The organism is Microbacterium testaceum StLB037 (genome assembly GCF_008763945.1).
Taxonomy (GTDB): domain Bacteria; phylum Actinomycetota; class Actinomycetes; order Actinomycetales; family Microbacteriaceae; genus Microbacterium; species Microbacterium testaceum_G.
Genome location: NZ_VTQH01000001.1, coordinates 1223433 through 1238942, shown reverse-complemented (window position 1 = coordinate 1238942; position 15510 = coordinate 1223433). Strand labels below are relative to the sequence as shown.

The following is a 15510-nucleotide window of genomic DNA, read 5'->3' as shown; positions in this document are numbered from 1 at the left end:
ACGTCGAGCCCAATCGACGTTTGCCTACCTGATGATCGGTGGCTACGTCCTCCTTCTCCTGGCGTTCGGGGTCTTCCCGACCCTGTACGCCGCCTTCCTCGCCTTCACCCGCGACGGCGCGTTCGTGTGGTTCGAGAACTTCCAGCGCGTCGTCGCCGACTATCGCTTCCTCCCCGCGGTCGGACATGTCGCCGCGTTCGTGGCCATCTGGCTCACCAGTCTCGTGATCATCGTGGTGATCCTCGCGGTCATCGTGCACGCGATTCGCGTCCGCTGGCTCTCGTCCGCCGCCCGGTTCATCTTCTACATCCCCGGCGCGCTCGCCGGGGCGTCGAGCGTGCTCCTGTGGTTGTTCATGCTCGATCCGACGGTCAGCCCGGTCAGCGGCTTGCTCCGCGCCCTAGGGTTCAACACCTTCGTCGACGTGGTCGGCAACGAGGGGAACCTCCCCGTCGTGTTCACCGTGATCGCCTTCTGGGCTGGCGCCGGCGGCTGGATCGTGATCATGTACGGAGCGCTGAACAACATCAGCGTGGAGGTCATGGAAGCCGCGCGGATCGACGGCGCCGGGCCGATCGCCACCGCGTGGCACATCCAGATCCCGCTCCTGCGCAAGTGGATCTCCTACATGGCCGTCATGTCCCTCGCCGCGGGCACCCAACTCTTCGTCGAGCCGCGGGTGCTGTCTCAGGCCAGCAAGGGGGTCGTCGGCCTCGACTACTCCCTGAACCAGGTCGCCTACCTCTACGCCTTCCGCCAGAACGACTTCAACGGCTCGGCCGCCATCTCGCTGCTCCTGCTCGTCGTCGCGGCCGGTCTCGCCGCCTTCTTCGTCTTCCGAGGAGGACTCTTTGAACGCGACTAAGCGCGCCGTGACCCCCGCCCGTTTCCTGGGCCGGTCGCTGGTCACCGTCGTCATCCTTTTCTTCGCGGTGGTCTTCGGCCTGCCGATCGTGTGGCTGCTGCTGGCCCCGACCAAGTCCTCCACCGAACTGACGGGCCAGCCGCCCTTCAGCTTCGGCTCGTTCGCCACGATCGCCGACAACTGGGCGCGACTCGCCGAGTTCCAGAACGGCGTCATCTGGCAGTGGACCGGCAATGCCGCGTTGTACACGGGAGTGGCGCTCGTGCTCACCCTCGTGGTGACGATTCCCGCCGGCTACGCCCTCGCCATGACGAAGTTCCGCGGGCGCGGGGTTCTGCTCGTCGTGACGCTCGTCGTCATGCTCATCCCGAACACCGCCCTCGTCCTCCCGGTCTTCCTCGAGATGAGCGCCCTCAAGCTCGTCGGCACGCCGTGGGCCGTCATCCTGCCGTTCTCGTTCTTCCCGTTCGGGGTGTACCTCACGTACATCTACTTCACGACGAGCGTGTCGAAAGATCTGCTCAACGCGGCGCGTATCGACGGCGCCAGCGAGCTGCGCGTGTTCCGGTCCGTGGCGCTCCCGCTCGCGACGCCCGTGATCGCGCTCGTGGGGTTCTTCAACCTCGTCGGCAACTGGAACAACTACTTCCTGCCGTTCGTGATGGAGCCCGGCCGCAAAGCGCCCATCCAGGTGGGTCTCGCAGAGCTGCTGTCGAACGTGCCCCTGTTCAATCCGACCTCCGCAGCCTCGGTCACGCTCGACCTGCCCGTCATGGCGCTGGCGACTCTCGTGTCGGTCGCCCCGATCCTCATCGTCTTCCTCTTCTCGCAGAGGTTCCTCGTCGAGGGCATGACGGCCGGCGGAACCAAAGAATGACCCCGCAGCGCGGGATGAAAGAAGCACAGCCATGAAGATCACCGGCTATCGGCTCATCAACACCACCCTCGACTGGGGTCGCCCGGTCGGCGACGTCAACGGCTTCATCGAGTCCGGTCGGACGGCTCTGCCGATCGTCGTCGTCGAGACCGACGAAGGCATCGAGGGCATCGGAATGGGTATGCACGACGGCATCCCCCAGCTCTTCGAGGCCGTCGAGGGCGAGGATCCTCGTGCGACGTCGTCGCTGTACGACCGGATGATCTCGCGCATGTTCAAGAACGGTCACGGTGGGGCGGTCTTCGGCGGTATCGGCGCGCTCGACTCGGCCTTCTGGGACATCAAGGCGAAGGCGGCCGACCAGCCTCTCTGGCGTCTGTTGGGTGGGCGCGACCGTTTCGTTCCGGGGTACGCCTCGGGGCTGGACATCGCCCTGACCTCAGAGGGGCTCGACGCCTACTACCTCGACATGAGCGAGCGCGGCTTCACGTCCGCGAAGCTCAAAGGTGGGCGCGACGTCGCCCATGACGCCGACCGTCTCGCCCTCGTGCGCGACATCCTGGGGCGGACGACCGATGAGCCGCTGCTCATGCTCGACGCGAATGAATCGTGGAACCTGCCGCAGGCCGTGCGGTATATCCGGCACCTCGAAGAGACCGTCGAGCTCTCGTGGATCGAGGAGCCGTTGCGTCGATGGGACGCCCAGGGTCTGCGTCGTCTGCGCGACACCATCGCCCCGGCGGTGGCGACCGGTGAGAACCTCACCGGGCTCGAGCAGTATCGGCAGCTCTTCGACGCGCAGGCGGTCGACATCGTCCAGTCTTCGGCGGTGTGGGGCGTCACGCACGCACTGCGTGTGGCGATCGCCGCCCACGCGCGTGATCTGCCGGTGAGCCCCATCGGGATGACGTCCAACTACGCGGTGGCGAGTGTCGCGACGGCTCTGCCCAACCATCTCCTCACGGAGGTGACGTCACCGCGGGTTCCGGACGGCGTGAGCGTCGACTTCGAGATTGCCGACGGCGGTCTGGTCCTGGGTGACCGGCCCGGTGGCGGAGTCGCATTGGACTCGTCGGTCCTCGACGGGACGACGAACTTCGTGTGGGGCGGGGCCGGTGGGCCGCACGTGCGCAGCAGTCGAGCGGGGCTGGAACTGGGTGTGCGCCTCCCGCCCCGGGAGACGGCGCCGGAGTAAAGTGCTCATCATGCCCTCCGCCCCCTTCGATGCGCAGCTTGCGAATCCGAAGCGGGGCCAGATCGATCGCATCGGCGTGCGTGTTCTCGAAGAGATGGTCGAGATGATCGTCACAGGCACAGTGGCGGTGGGCGAGTTCCTTCCCCCCGAGCAAGCGCTCTGCGACGAATTCGGCGTCAGTCGCACGGTCATCCGCGAGTGCATCAAGCGCATTCAGGAGAAGGGCCTGGTCGTCGTGGCTCAGGGGCGCGGCACCCAGGTGCGTCACTTCAACGACTGGAACGTCCTCGACCCCGATGTCTTCGACGCGTTGGTGCGGCACGACGAATCCCTGGGCGTGCTCGACGAGGTGAGCGTGGTGCGGGCGGCCCTCGAGGGCGTGATGGCGAGCGAAGTCGCCAGCAGCGGGAACGCGGATTCCCTGCTCGTGATCCGCGGTCACCTCGAAGACATGCGTCGGCTGCAGGACGACAACCCGGCTTTCCTCGAGGCCGATAAGGACTTCCATCTCGCCACGATGTCCGCCAGCCGGAACCGCATCGCGGCGACCATCGCGCGTTCGTTCTTCGTGCGACCCCGGCAATCGCTCCGCTGGGAGGGGAACAACCCCGAAGACGCTGTCGAGCGCACGCTGGCGGAGCACGAGCGGGTCTTCGCCGCTATGGAGGCGGGAGACGCCACCGCCGCTCGAGTCGCGATGGAGGAGCACATCCTCGGCTCCTGGCGTCGTCGCCGACTCCCCGACGGCGATCACCACCTCCACCCCTGAGTCAGTCGAGGTGGAAGACCTCGGGTACCGGAAGCCACGCTCGAGGCCGCGCTCCGTCGACGGGAACCTGGAGCGTCGCCATCAGATCGTTCCAGCGCACGCACGCGGGAACCTGATCGATCGCCGCGAGGTCGCCCTCGTAATCGTCTCCCTCGTATTCCCAGTACGAGAACAGCAGGGTGCCGTATCGGTAGATGGAGTAGTTCCGGATGCCGGCGGCCGAGATCGCGGCGAGGACCTCGGGCCACACCTCTCGGTGATGTCTTTCGTACTCATCGATCGCCGACTCGCGAAGACCGATCACCGAACTGCAACGCTGCACCTTTGCCATAGCAGACATACTACGTATGATTTTATCGAACAAGGGAGTTTCCATGACCGCGACCCGTCTCTCGCGCCTGCCTTTGACCCCTCTCGGCGTCGGGGGAGCGCAGTTCGGCAACCTCTTCCGCGAGACGACCGACGAAGAGACGGCCGCAGCCGTCGACGCGGCGTGGGAGCGCGGCATCCGGTACTTCGACACCGCCCCGCACTATGGGCTGGGGCTCTCGGAGCGCCGTATGGGTGCCGTCCTGCGGAACCGGCCGCGCAACGAGTACGTCCTGTCGACCAAGGCCGGTCGGCTGCTGGTCGACAATCCCGCCGGGCGGGGCGCGCTCGACGACGACGGCTTCATCGTCCCCGCGGCGACGAAGCGCGTGTGGGACTTCAGCCGCGACGGAATCCGGCGATCGATCGACGAGAGTCTCGAGCGGCTCGGTGTCGACCGGATCGACATCGCCTACCTCCACGACCCCGACGAGCACTGGAAGGCCGCGTCGACCACGGGCATCGAGGCCCTCCGGGAACTGCGCGACGAGGGCGTCGTCGGTGCGATCGGCGTCGGGATGAACCAGGCCGAGATGCCCGCCGCATTCATCCGGCAGTGTGACATCGACATCGTGATGATCGCGGGGCGCTACACGCTCCTAGACCGCACCGCGGAACGCGAGCTTCTCCCATTGGCTCTGGAGTACGACGTCGCCGTGGTGGCCGCCGGCGTGTACAACTCCGGCCTGCTCAGCTCTTCGGTCGTCCCGGAGGACGCGCGCTTCAACTACGCGCAAGCGCCGCAGACGCTCATCGAGGGAGCGCGCGACATGGCGGACCTGTGCCGCGAGTACGGGGTCGCCCTCCCCGATGCGGCCGTGCAGTTCGCGCTGCGCCACCCCGCCGTGCGTTCCGTCGTCCTCGGGGCCAGGACCGTCGATCACATCGTCAGCGGGGTCGACCGGGTCGAGGCTGAGATCCCCGGGGAACTCTGGGAGCGCCTGGACGCACGGGCCGCCGCGCTCGCCGCTGCGACCGAGGCCGCCGGACGATGATCATCGACTCCCACGTCCACGTCTGGGATCTCGAACGAGCCCCCTACGACTGGCCGGATGCCTCGGTGCCGCAGATCCATCGCACGATGGCGGTCGCGGACCTGGGGCCGACGCTAGATGCGCACGGCATCGAGGGCGTCGTGCTCGTCCAAGCCGCCGACACCGCGGCCGACACCGACAACATGCTCGACCAGGCGCGCCGCGACCCGCGCGTGCGCGGGGTCGTGGGGTGGGCCGACCTGGGGGCTCGGCCGGACGCCTTCGCGGAGCAGTTCGGGGCGTTGCGCCGGAAGCCCGCGATCGTGGGCCTGCGCAACCTCATGCACGTGAAGGGCTCGCGCGGGTGGATCCTCGGCGATCACCAGGTCGAGAACGTCGCGCAGGTCGCGCGCGCGGGTCTGCCCCTCGACGTCGTCACGTCGGCGCACGACGAGCTCTCCGACATCGTCCGGCTCCGTGATCGTGTCGCGGACCTCCGGATCGTGCTCGACCACCTCGGCAAGCCGCCGGTGGGTGGGTCCGCCCAGGGGCGACGGGAGTGGCGGGCGGCCCTCGCCGATGTCGCCGCCGACGAGCGGAGCGTCGCCAAGCTGTCGGGTCTGTCGTCGTCGGTGGGGCCGCTCGATGCGTGGACACCCGCCCAGATCGAGCCGTTCATCGACGACGCGCTCGACGTCTTCGGCCCGGACCGGCTGATGTACGGCGGGGACTGGCCGGTCGTCATCCTCGCGGGCGGCTACGAGCGCGCCTCGAGCGCGATCGCCGAGGCGATCTCGTCGCTCGGCGAAGACGAGCGCGCCGCCGTGCTCGGTGCAACGGCGGCGCGCGTCTACGGACTCTGAGCGCTACCCGACGCGGCCGGGCGCCGTGATCCCCGCCGCCACGAGCGCGGAGACGGCGGCGGACGCGGCCTTCTCGATCGCCCCCGCGTCCTCTGCGGCCACTGCCGACGGGGGAGCGACCCACGAACCGCTGACGGAAGCGATGGAGGGATGCCGGAGGTACTCCGCCGCATTGCCGTCGCCGACTCCGCCGCTCGGAACGAACCGCACGCGGGGGAAGGGGGCCGCGAGGGCGCGAATCGTGTCGAGCCCGCCCAGGCGATCGGCCGGGAAGAACTTGACGGTGTCGATGCCCATTCGCAGCGCTCGCTGGAGCTCGGAGGCCGTGGCGACCCCGGGCAGCGATGCCAGGCCCGCCGCCCTCGTCGCTTCGACGACCTCCTCGTCGAGCCCGGGGCTCACCACGAAACGCGCTCCCGCGGCCGACACTGTAGCGACCTCCTCGGCGGTGAGCACCGTGCCCGCGCCGATGATAAGACCGGTCTCATGGGACAGGGCGTCGATGGCATCCCTTCCCGCGTCCGTGCGGAGAGTGACCTCGACGCAGGTGATCCCCGCGCGCTCGAGGGCGTGCCCGGCGACGAGCGCGGCAGAGACGGAGGGGGCGGTGAGCACTGTGACGATCTGCACACCGTCGAGCACCGACGTCATCGGGCGAGCCATCCGCCGTCGACGGGGAGGACGATGCCCGACACGTAGGCCGCCGCGGCCGACGCGAGGAAGACCGTGGCCCCGCCCAGGTCGTCGGCGCGACCCCACCGCCCGGCCGGGATGCGCTCGAGGATGCTGCGCGAACGGTCGGGGTCGTCCTGCAGCGCCTGCGTGTTGTCGGTGGCGATGTAGCCCGGCGCGATGGCGTTCACGGTGACCCCGCGACCGACCCACTCGTTGCTCAGCGCGCGCGTGAGGCCGGCGATGCCCGACTTCGCGGCCGCGTACCCGGGGACGGTGATGCCGCCCTGGAAGCTCAGCAGGCTCGCGGTGAAGATGACACGCCCGTCGCCGCGGTCGAGCATGGGGCCTGCGAGCTTCTGCGTGAGCGCGAAGTGGCTGGTGAGGTCGACGTCGATGACACGTCGCCACGCGTCGAGAGGATGTTCGGCCGCCGGGGCGCGTTCGATCGTGCCGGCGTTGTTCACGAGGATGTCGACGTCGAGACCGGAGAGCTCCTCGCCGAGGGCGACGACGGCGTCGACGTCCGAGAAGTCGGCGTGGCGGGCCGTGAAGCGGCGGCCGTGCGCGGTGACGGCCTGCTCGACGGCGCTGCCCTCGGGCAGGGGGCGGGATGCGACGGCGATCACGTCGGCCCCGGCCGCGGCCAGGGCGTCGGCCATGCTCAGGCCGATGCCCCGGGAAGCGCCGGTGACGACGGAGGTGCGACCCGACAGGTCGAACGGCGAGGCGTTCATGCGTCGGCCTGCACGTCGATGAGGACCTTCAGGGCGCGCCCGCTCTGCAACTCGGCCAGGGCGTCGGTGACACCGGTCAATGGATACACCGAGGTGATGACCGCCTCGGCGTCGATGGCATCCGAGTCCAGGAGTTCGATGGCGCGCTCGAAGTCGATGCGCTGATAGACGCGCGCGCCGAGGAGGCGGAGCTCGCGCCAGAAGACGCGCTGCAGGTCGATCTCGCGCGGCATCGGGTGGATCGCCACGATGACGATCGTGCCGCGCACGCGCGCGAAGGTGGTCGCCGAGCGCACCGCGGCGGCGGCCCCCGACACCTCGAAGACGACGTCGGCCCCGGCGCCGCCGGTCCATTCCTCGACCCATGCCGTGGCGTCCGTGGCGCTCGGGTCGACAGTGGTGAAGCCCAGCTGTTCGATCATCAGGCGACGGGCGGGATCCAGCTCGAGCACCACGATCTCGGCCCCGGCCTGGCGGGCGACCGAGGCGATGAGCACGCCGATCGGACCCCCGCCGATGATGACCGCGCGATCGCCCGCACGCAGCTCGGAGCGGCGCACGTCGTGCACGGCCACGGCGACGGGCTCGATGAGGGCCGCGGTGCGCAGCGACAGGCTCGCCGGAAGCGGGACGAGAGTGGATGCCGGCACGGTCCAGGTCTGCTGAAGGGCGCCGGGGGAGTCGATGCCGATGAAGTCCAGGTTCTGGCAGATGTGCTGGTTGCCGTTGCGGCACGCGGGGCAGGTGCCGTCCCAGTCCAGGGGCATCACGGTGACGCTGTCACCGACGTTCCACCCCGTGACGTCGGCCCCGAGCGCGCGGATCGTGCCGCTCATCTCGTGGCCGAAGACGAGCGGGCGCGAGACGCGGCCGTCCATCGAGCCGTGGATGATGTGCAGGTCGGTGCCGCACACCCCCACGTAGGCGACGTCGATGACGACGTCGTCGGGTCCGGGATCGGTCGGGGTGGCGTCGGTGACGGAGACGACTCCGTCGCCGGTGTACGCGGCTGCGCGCATGGCTTCTCCTTGGGTTGTGGGATGAAAAGGCCTCGGGTCCGATGGGGGTGACACCATCACGACCCTGTCGTCGTGGCGTACGTCGCCGGAGAGTGCGTGACCCCGCGACACGGTCGTCGATGTGGGCGCCCGGTCCGCTCGAGCAGGCGGGGAATGGGAGGAAAGACGGTTGCCTCGATCCCGCCGCGGTCGTCGCCCGTGGTTCCGAGCGGAGAGTGCGCCGGATCGATGGCGTCGATACGAGGAAGGTCGGTCGGCCGCGTCATCGGGGTCCCCTTCGTCCTGCGCGGAAAGCGCGAGCGGTGGATGCCGCAATCATACTACGTATGATGCCTTGGGCTCATGTTTTCACGGACCAGCGCGAGCGATCACGCGCGCACGGGCCGTGTCGGACCCGCTCGATAGGATGGGGTGTACCGCCGGAATCAGACGCGAGGAGCGCACATGCCCGGAATCGTGATCGTCGGCGTCCAGTGGGGCGACGAAGGCAAGGGCAAGGCCACCGACTTGCTCGGTGAGCGCACCGACTGGGTGGTGAAGTTCAACGGCGGCAACAACGCCGGGCACACCGTCGTCATCGGCGACGAGAAGTACGCGCTTCACCTGCTGCCCAGCGGCATCCTGTCTCCGGGCGTCACGCCCGTGATCGGCAACGGCGTCGTGGTCGACCTCGAGGTGCTCTTCAACGAGCTCGAGGCCCTCAACGCCCGCGGCCTCGACACGAGCCGCCTCAAGATCAGCGCCAACGCGCACATCATCACGCAGTACCACCGCACGCTCGACAAGGTCACCGAGCGCTTCCTCGGAAAGCGCATGATCGGCACCACCGGTCGCGGCATCGGCCCGGCCTACGCCGACAAGATCAACCGCGTCGGCATCCGCGTGCAGGACCTCTTCGACGAGAACATCCTGCGCCAGAAGGTCGAGGGCGCCCTCGACCAGAAGAACCACCTGCTGGTGAAGATCTTCAACCGCCGCTCGATCACGGCCGACGAGATCGTCGACGACCTGCTCTCGTACGCCGAGCGCGTGCGCCCGATGGTCGCCGACACCTCGCTCCTGCTGAACGACGCTCTCGAGGCGGGCGACGTCGTCGTCTTCGAGGGCGGCCAGGCCACCATGCTCGACGTCGACCACGGCACCTACCCCTTCGTGACGTCGTCGTCGGCGACCGCCGGTGGCGCATCGACGGGCTCGGGCGTCGGCCCCAACCGGCTCGACCGGATCGTCGGCATTGTCAAGGCGTACACGACGCGCGTCGGTTCGGGTCCCTTCCCCACCGAGCTGTTCGATGAGAGCGGCGACTGGCTGCGCTCGCGCGGCTTCGAGTTCGGCACCACCACGGGCCGCCCCCGCCGGGTCGGCTGGTACGACGCCCCGATCACGCGGTACGCGACGCGCATCAACGGCATCACCGACCTCGTGCTGACCAAGCTCGACATCCTCGGCGGCCTCGAGCAGATCCCGGTCTGCGTCGCCTACGACGTCGACGGCGAGCGGTTCGACGACCTGCCCGTGAACCAGACCGACTTCCACCACGCGAAGCCGATCCTCGAGTACTACCCGGGCTGGAGCGAGGACATCTCGACCGCGCGGACCTTCGAGGACCTGCCGCAGAACGCCCAGGACTACGTGCTCGCTCTCGAGAAGATGAGCGGCACGCGCATCTCGGTCATCGGCGTGGGCCCCGCCCGCGACCAGGTGATCGTTCGTCACGACCTCATCGACTGATGCGTCTCTGGGTCGGCGCTTACGCCCCCGACACCGGGTCGGCGGAGGGCATCGGCATCCTGCAGGCGGGGGAGTCCGACGCCCCGGGCGCTGGTGGCCCCCTCGGCATGGTCGCGACCGCAGCCGCGGTGCCGGGGTCGCCGTCGTGGGTGGCGGCCCATCCCTCGAACGACGACGTCGTGTACGCCGCCGTCGAGTTCGACGGCACGGTCCAGGCGTTCCGGCGCACGAGCGAGACGCGGCTGATACCGCTCGGCCCGCCCGTCGAGGCAGGGGGCGCGGTGTGCCATGTCGCGGTCGCTCCCGACGCCTCGTTCCTCGTCGCGAGCTGCTGGGGAGACGGACGTGTCGTGCGCATCGCGCTGGATGCGCAGGGTCGCCCGTCGCGTCCGGTCGTCGCGGCCGAGGCCACCGACCCCCACGGATCGTCGTCAGACGAGGGCACGGTCTCCACAGGAGCCCGGGTCTCGGGCGCGGTCGTGCCCGATCTGGCCGCCGCCGCGCGAGCCCTCCGCGAAGCCGCGGGCGACGAGTACGCCCATCTCGTCCCCGACTACGACGATGCGCCCCTCACTGACGCCGAGTCGGAGGAGGCCGCGGCGGGAGCGCGCGTCTCGCGGGCCCATCAGGCGGTCTTCCTGCCCGGGGGCCTCATCGCGACGACCGATATGGGCTACGACCTCGTCCGGTTCTGGCGTGCTCACGAGGGCGGCCTGCGCGCGGTGCAGGAGGTCGCGCTGCCGAAGGGCAGCGGCCCGCGGCACGGGCTCTGGCATCCCTCCGGCCATCTCTACGTCGTGACCGAACTCAGCTGCGAGGTGTTCGTCCTGGCGCCGGACCGCGCCGGGCGCTGGCACGTGATCTCGGGCCAGCCGCTGCTCGGGACCCTCGACACCGACACGGCGGCGGAGCTCTCGGCGAGCCGCGACGGGTCGACGCTGTACGCCGGCGTCCGGGGCAGCGACACCGTGGGCGTGCTCTCGGTGCGCGGGCACGGGGAAGAGCTGCAGCTCCTCGCGCTCGCCGAGACGGGCACCCACTGGCCGCGGCATCACGTCGTCGTCGACGACACCCTGCTCGTCGCGGGGCAGTTGGCGCACGAGATCGTGTCGCTGCCGCTCGACGGCCGCACCGGCATTCCCGGCCGGGTGCGGCACCGCACCCCGTCGCCGTCGCCGACGCGCCTGCTGCCGATGCGCTGAGCCGGCGTCACGCCCTACTTCTTGGCATCCTGGCGCGGGATGACGACCTGCTTGATGATGAGCAGCACCGAGGCGGTCACGGGAATCGCGACAAGCGCTCCGAGCAGGCCCAGCAGCGTGCCACCGACGAGGGCGCCGATCACGACGAGAGCTCCGGGGATCGAGATCGTGCGGTTCATCACGCGCGGCGTGAGGATGTATGCCTCGATCTGCATGTACACGAGGTAGACGGCGGCGAAGATGAGGCCGGCCGTCGGGCTGACGATGAGCGTGAACACCGTCGCCGTCGCCCAGAAGAGCACCGAACCGACGAGCGGGATGAGCGTGATGCCGAACGCGAGGGCGGCGAGCAGCGCCGCGAACGGCTGGCCGAGGATCGTCAACACGATAAAACCGAACACCGCGTTGCACAGGGCGAGCACGACCATCCCGGCGAGGTAGCCACCGACCGAGTCGGTGATCTGGCCGGTCATGTCGGCGACGGTCTCCCGGCTGCGGGCGGGGGTGAGACGAACGAGCGAGTTCTTCATCTTCGGCAGGGATGCCAGGAAGTACAGGCTCAGCACGAGCACGATGATCGCGCCCGAGATGAACGTGCCGATGCTCACGCCGACCTGCAGGAGGCCACCGCCGATGGCGGCGATGTTGGCGGGGTTCGTGACGAAGCCCTGGACCTCTTTGAGCACGTCGCCGAGGCTGTCGCCGAAGTTGTTCTCGACCCAGCGGACCGCGTCGCTGTCGATGAGGTCGTTGACGAAGGTCGGGATGTCGCCGACGAACTGCTCCACCTGGCGCACGATCGGCGGGATGAGCAACCACAGGGCGCCGGCGAGGATGACCGCGAGCCCCCCGAAGACGATCACGATCGACCACGCGCGGGCAAGTCCGCGGCGCACGAGGAAGCGCACGAGGGGGTCGAGGGCGAGAGCCACGAACAGCGCGATCGCGATGTAGACGAGCACGGTCGACAGGTTCGACAGAGCGATGCCGAGGAGGATCGCGGTCAGCCCTCCGAGGGTCAGGAAGAACCCGGCCGCGTACGGACGGGAGAGGGCGGACCAGACCGGCTTGTCGCGCGAGGTGGGAGCGCCCGCCTCGGCGCCGACGGCGGTGGGGTCGGGACGCGTGGATCGGCTCATGCTCACACTGTAGGACTCCCCGAGAGTCGTGCTCGGAGGCCGGCGGCGGGCGGTAGGGTCGGAGCGGTTGAGGAGGACACATGACCGAGAACGATCCTTCGACGATTCTGCAGGGGCTCCGCGGAAGCATCGACAACATCGACGCGGCCCTGATCTTCCTGCTCGCCGAGCGGTTCCGCTGCACCAAGCAGGTCGGGGTCCTCAAAGCGAAGCACGGGATGCCGGCATCCGACCCCTCTCGGGAAGAGCAGCAGATCGCGCGGCTCATGCAGTTGGCTGAACAGGCCGACCTCGACCCCGCCTTCGCAGAGAAGTGGTTCAACTTCGTCGTGGCGGAGGTCATCCGCCACCACCGCTCCGCGGCCGCGGAGCCCGAGGCCGGCTGAGCCCGGTCCGTCCCGCGTTCGGCCCCGGCGACACGCCCGGGCTGACATCGGCCGTTCGTGACCCGACGCTCCCGCGAGGCCTCGCCCACACGCGCGCGCGTGCCACACGGCATCCGGGATCGCAAGGTCGCGGGCGATTTGCCAGCCATTCCATCACCGTGAAACGTTTGTGCAGGCCCGTTTTCGGGCCGCCCACCCGACCAGTCCGCGGTCGCCGGTGACGACTCGGGGGAGTCGACTCGGTGAGCGTACGGTCGGCGGCCTGAGCGCGGGATCCGATATCCGGCGCTGACGCGCTCCACCCCCGGAGAGTGCCGACGGCTGCCACCCGGGCGTGACCGCTGCGGCCACCCGAAGGCCGCCGAGGTGCACACAGTGACCCATCCGCCTGCTTCCGCGGCGCCCGCACTCGCCGCGAAGAACCTGTTCAAGGTCTTCGGACGCGCCCCTCAGGCCGCCGTCGACAAGCTCCGTTCCGGTGCCCGACGCGAAGACGTGGCCGACGACGGGACCGCCGCCGTCATCGACGCCAGCTTCGAGGTGCAGCCCGGCGAGATCTTCGTCATCATGGGGCTGTCCGGCTCGGGCAAGTCCACGATCATCCGCATGCTGAACGGCCTGCACGAGGCCACCGCCGGCACCGTCGAGGTGAAGGGCGACGCCCTCACCGGCGTCGGCGCGTCGCGTCTGCGCTCGCTCCGTCGGGACCGCCTGGCCATGGTGTTCCAGCACTTCGCGCTGCTGCCGCACCGCACGGTCGCGGCGAACGTGGCGTACCCCCTCGAGCTCCGCGGCGTCGGCAAGGTCGAGCGCCTCGCCAAAGCGAACGAGATCCTCGCGCTCGTCGGCCTGGAGGGCTGGGGCGACAAGCTCCCCTCCGCGCTCTCGGGCGGAATGCAGCAGCGCGTCGGCATCGCTCGCGCGCTCGCGGCTGACACCGACATCCTGCTGATGGACGAGGCGTTCAGCGCCCTCGACCCGCTCATCCGTCGCGAGATGCAGGAGCAGCTGCTCGAACTCCAGCGCACCCTGAAGAAGACCATCGTCTTCATCACCCACGACCTCAACGAGGCGATGTTCCTCGGCGACCGCATCGCGGTGATGCGCGACGGGCGCATCGTGCAGATCGGCACGCCCGAAGACATCCTCACCGACCCCGCGAACGACTACGTCGAGCAGTTCGTGCAAGACGTCGACCGCGCCCGCGTGCTCACGGCCGGCAACGTCATGGAGCGTCCGCGTCCGCGCGTCGACGCCTCGGCGGGCCCGCGCACGGCGCTGCGCCAGATGCGCGACGCCTACATGTCGGCCGTCTACGTCACCGATCGCGACCGCAAGCCGCTCGGCATCATCACCGACCGCGACGCCATGAAGCTCGTGCGCGCCGGCGAGAACTCCCTGCTCGGCAGGCTCAAGCCCCTGCCGCAGAGCGTGGGCGTCGACGACGTGCTCATGGACCTCTTCGTCCCCTCGGTCGAGTCGCCCCTTCCCCTCGCCGTCCTCGACGCCGACGGGCGTCTCGCCGGGGTCATCCCGCGCGTGACACTGCTCGCGGCGCTCGGCCCCGGCCCCACCGCCACCGAGGAGCTCACCGTGCTTCCCCAGCCCCTTCCCTCCGCCGAGATCGACGCGGTGCTCGAGGAGACCCCCGCCGGGGTCCCGGCATCCGGGATCGAGGGGGTGCGCTGATGGACGGGTTCCGCATTCCGGTCGGATCGTGGGTTGATGCCGGCGTGGACTGGGTCCGCGACAATCTCTCGGGCCTGTTCGACGTCGTCGCCCTGGTCGTGCGTTTTCTCGTCGGCGGGCTCAGCGACGTGCTGCTGGCAGCGCCCATCATCGTGGTCATCGTCGTCGCGGCGGCCCTCGCGTGGCTGCTGCGCTCGTGGAAGCTCGCGCTCGGGACCGTGATCGGGTTCGCGCTCATCCTCGCGATGGGGCAGTGGGTCACCGCGATGCAGACGCTCGCCCTCGTCCTCGTGGCGACCGTCGTGGCCGTGGCGATCTCGGTGCCGCTGGGCATCTGGTCGGCGCGCAACGCCACCGTTCGCGCGGTGCTCAAGCCGATCCTCGACTTCATGCAGACGATGCCGGCCTTCGTCTACCTGATCCCGGCGATCACGTTCTTCAGCATCGGCGTCGTCCCCGGTGTCGTCTCGACCGTCATCTTCGCGCTGCCGCCGGGCGTGCGCCTGACCGAGCTCGGCATCCGCGGGGTCGACTCCGAGACGGTCGAGGCCGGGCACGCGTTCGGTGCCACCCCGGGGCAGATCCTGCGCGGCATCCAGTTGCCGCTCGCGATGCCCACCATCATGGCCGGCGTCAACCAGGTCATCATGCTCGCGCTGTCGATGGCGGTCGTCGCCGGCATCGTCGGAGCCGACGGCCTCGGCAAGGAGGTCGTGCAGTCGATCTCCACGGTCAACCTGCCCAAGGGCGTCGAGGCGGGCCTCAGCGTCGTCGTCCTCGCCGTGTACCTCGACCGGCTCACCGCGGCCCTCGGCAACCGCGCCGACAACCGCGGATCGCTGTTGGGCGTGCTCGCGCGCCGCCGGGCCGCGCGTCCGGCCCCGGCCGTCACGGCCGGAGCCACCGCAGCGCCGCACGTCGACACCACCTCGACGGATGCCGCGAGCGAGGCCGAGCGCGAGCAGGCCTCACCCCGTCGTGCGCCGGTGTCGTCGGGGCGCTGAGTCCCGGCATCCCTCCCTC

Annotated in this window: 16 protein-coding genes; 11 read left to right on the top strand and 5 right to left on the bottom strand. The window is 69.5% G+C overall.

Annotation, left to right across the window (positions count from 1 at the left end):
- Positions 1–31: 31 nt before the first annotated feature.
- The 4 genes from F9B98_RS05780 to F9B98_RS05765 are packed head-to-tail and all read left to right on the top strand — an operon-like array spanning position 32 to position 3706.
- Positions 32–865: a carbohydrate ABC transporter permease gene (locus F9B98_RS05780; protein WP_225310237.1), complete on the top strand. Its 834-nt coding sequence runs from the start codon at positions 32–34 to the stop codon at positions 863–865.
- Positions 852–1742: a carbohydrate ABC transporter permease gene (locus tag F9B98_RS05775; protein ID WP_144783526.1), complete on the top strand. Its 891-nt coding sequence runs from the start codon at positions 852–854 to the stop codon at positions 1740–1742. Before F9B98_RS05780 ends, F9B98_RS05775 begins: the two co-directional genes overlap by 14 nt.
- A gap of 31 nt (positions 1743–1773) precedes the next feature.
- Entirely contained in the window at positions 1774–2937 is a 1164-nt protein-coding gene (locus F9B98_RS05770; protein WP_150954130.1) for a mandelate racemase/muconate lactonizing enzyme family protein, read from the top strand.
- A gap of 10 nt (positions 2938–2947) precedes the next feature.
- Positions 2948–3706: a FadR/GntR family transcriptional regulator gene (locus F9B98_RS05765; protein WP_150954127.1), complete on the top strand. Its 759-nt coding sequence runs from the start codon at positions 2948–2950 to the stop codon at positions 3704–3706.
- 1 nt (position 3707) lies between these two features.
- Here F9B98_RS05765 and F9B98_RS05760 read toward each other — a convergent pair whose 3' ends face one another.
- Positions 3708–4037 carry an L-rhamnose mutarotase gene (locus tag F9B98_RS05760; protein WP_225310236.1) on the bottom strand — a complete coding sequence of 110 codons (330 nt, stop codon included), beginning with the start codon at positions 4035–4037 and terminating at the stop codon, positions 3708–3710.
- Positions 4038–4080: 43 nt separating this feature from the next.
- On the opposite strand from F9B98_RS05760, the gene F9B98_RS05755 reads away from it, so the two are divergent.
- Together F9B98_RS05755 and F9B98_RS05750 are read left to right on the top strand one after the other, a co-directional pair.
- Positions 4081–5070 (top strand): aldo/keto reductase, encoded by a 990-nt coding sequence (locus tag F9B98_RS05755; RefSeq protein WP_150954124.1) that lies wholly within the window; start codon positions 4081–4083, stop codon positions 5068–5070.
- The gene (locus tag F9B98_RS05750) at positions 5067–5912 is read left to right on the top strand and encodes an amidohydrolase family protein (RefSeq protein WP_150954122.1); all 846 of its coding nucleotides are present in this window, start codon (positions 5067–5069) and stop codon (positions 5910–5912) included. Before F9B98_RS05755 ends, F9B98_RS05750 begins: the two co-directional genes overlap by 4 nt.
- A gap of 3 nt (positions 5913–5915) precedes the next feature.
- Here the strand turns inward: F9B98_RS05750 and F9B98_RS05745 are convergent, their stop codons facing one another.
- The 3 genes from F9B98_RS05745 to F9B98_RS05735 are packed head-to-tail and all read right to left on the bottom strand — an operon-like array spanning position 5916 to position 8340.
- On the bottom strand, positions 5916–6563 hold the full coding sequence (locus F9B98_RS05745; protein ID WP_191966684.1) for a bifunctional 4-hydroxy-2-oxoglutarate aldolase/2-dehydro-3-deoxy-phosphogluconate aldolase: 648 nt from the start codon (positions 6561–6563) through the stop codon (positions 5916–5918).
- Entirely contained in the window at positions 6560–7321 is a 762-nt protein-coding gene (locus F9B98_RS05740) for an SDR family oxidoreductase (protein WP_150954117.1), read from the bottom strand. The genes F9B98_RS05745 and F9B98_RS05740 overlap by 4 nt, the downstream gene beginning before the upstream one ends.
- Positions 7318–8340 (bottom strand): zinc-dependent alcohol dehydrogenase, encoded by a 1023-nt coding sequence (locus F9B98_RS05735; RefSeq protein WP_150954114.1) that lies wholly within the window; start codon positions 8338–8340, stop codon positions 7318–7320. The genes F9B98_RS05740 and F9B98_RS05735 overlap by 4 nt, the downstream gene beginning before the upstream one ends.
- 444 nt (positions 8341–8784) lie before the next feature.
- On the opposite strand from F9B98_RS05735, the gene F9B98_RS05730 reads away from it, so the two are divergent.
- Positions 8785–10071: an adenylosuccinate synthase gene (locus F9B98_RS05730; protein ID WP_150954110.1), complete on the top strand. Its 1287-nt coding sequence runs from the start codon at positions 8785–8787 to the stop codon at positions 10069–10071.
- Positions 10071–11273 (top strand): lactonase family protein, encoded by a 1203-nt coding sequence (locus tag F9B98_RS05725; protein WP_150954107.1) that lies wholly within the window; start codon positions 10071–10073, stop codon positions 11271–11273. The genes F9B98_RS05730 and F9B98_RS05725 overlap by 1 nt, the downstream gene beginning before the upstream one ends.
- 14 nt (positions 11274–11287) lie before the next feature.
- On the opposite strand, the gene F9B98_RS05720 is transcribed toward F9B98_RS05725, so the two are convergent.
- Positions 11288–12412 (bottom strand): AI-2E family transporter, encoded by a 1125-nt coding sequence (locus tag F9B98_RS05720; RefSeq protein WP_225310235.1) that lies wholly within the window; start codon positions 12410–12412, stop codon positions 11288–11290.
- 80 nt (positions 12413–12492) lie between these two features.
- Between F9B98_RS05720 and F9B98_RS05715 the strand changes: the two genes are divergently transcribed.
- From F9B98_RS05715 to F9B98_RS05705, 3 genes are all read left to right on the top strand, one after another.
- A complete protein-coding gene (locus F9B98_RS05715) occupies positions 12493–12798 on the top strand; it encodes a chorismate mutase (RefSeq protein WP_150954104.1) in 306 nt (101 codons plus the stop codon).
- Positions 12799–13173: 375 nt separating this feature from the next.
- Positions 13174–14487, top strand: coding sequence for a quaternary amine ABC transporter ATP-binding protein (locus F9B98_RS05710; RefSeq protein ID WP_150954101.1), 1314 nt, complete (start codon positions 13174–13176; stop codon positions 14485–14487).
- Positions 14487–15491 carry an ABC transporter permease gene (locus F9B98_RS05705; RefSeq protein WP_150954099.1) on the top strand — a complete coding sequence of 335 codons (1005 nt, stop codon included), beginning with the start codon at positions 14487–14489 and terminating at the stop codon, positions 15489–15491. Before F9B98_RS05710 ends, F9B98_RS05705 begins: the two co-directional genes overlap by 1 nt.
- Positions 15492–15510 lie beyond the last annotated feature (19 nt).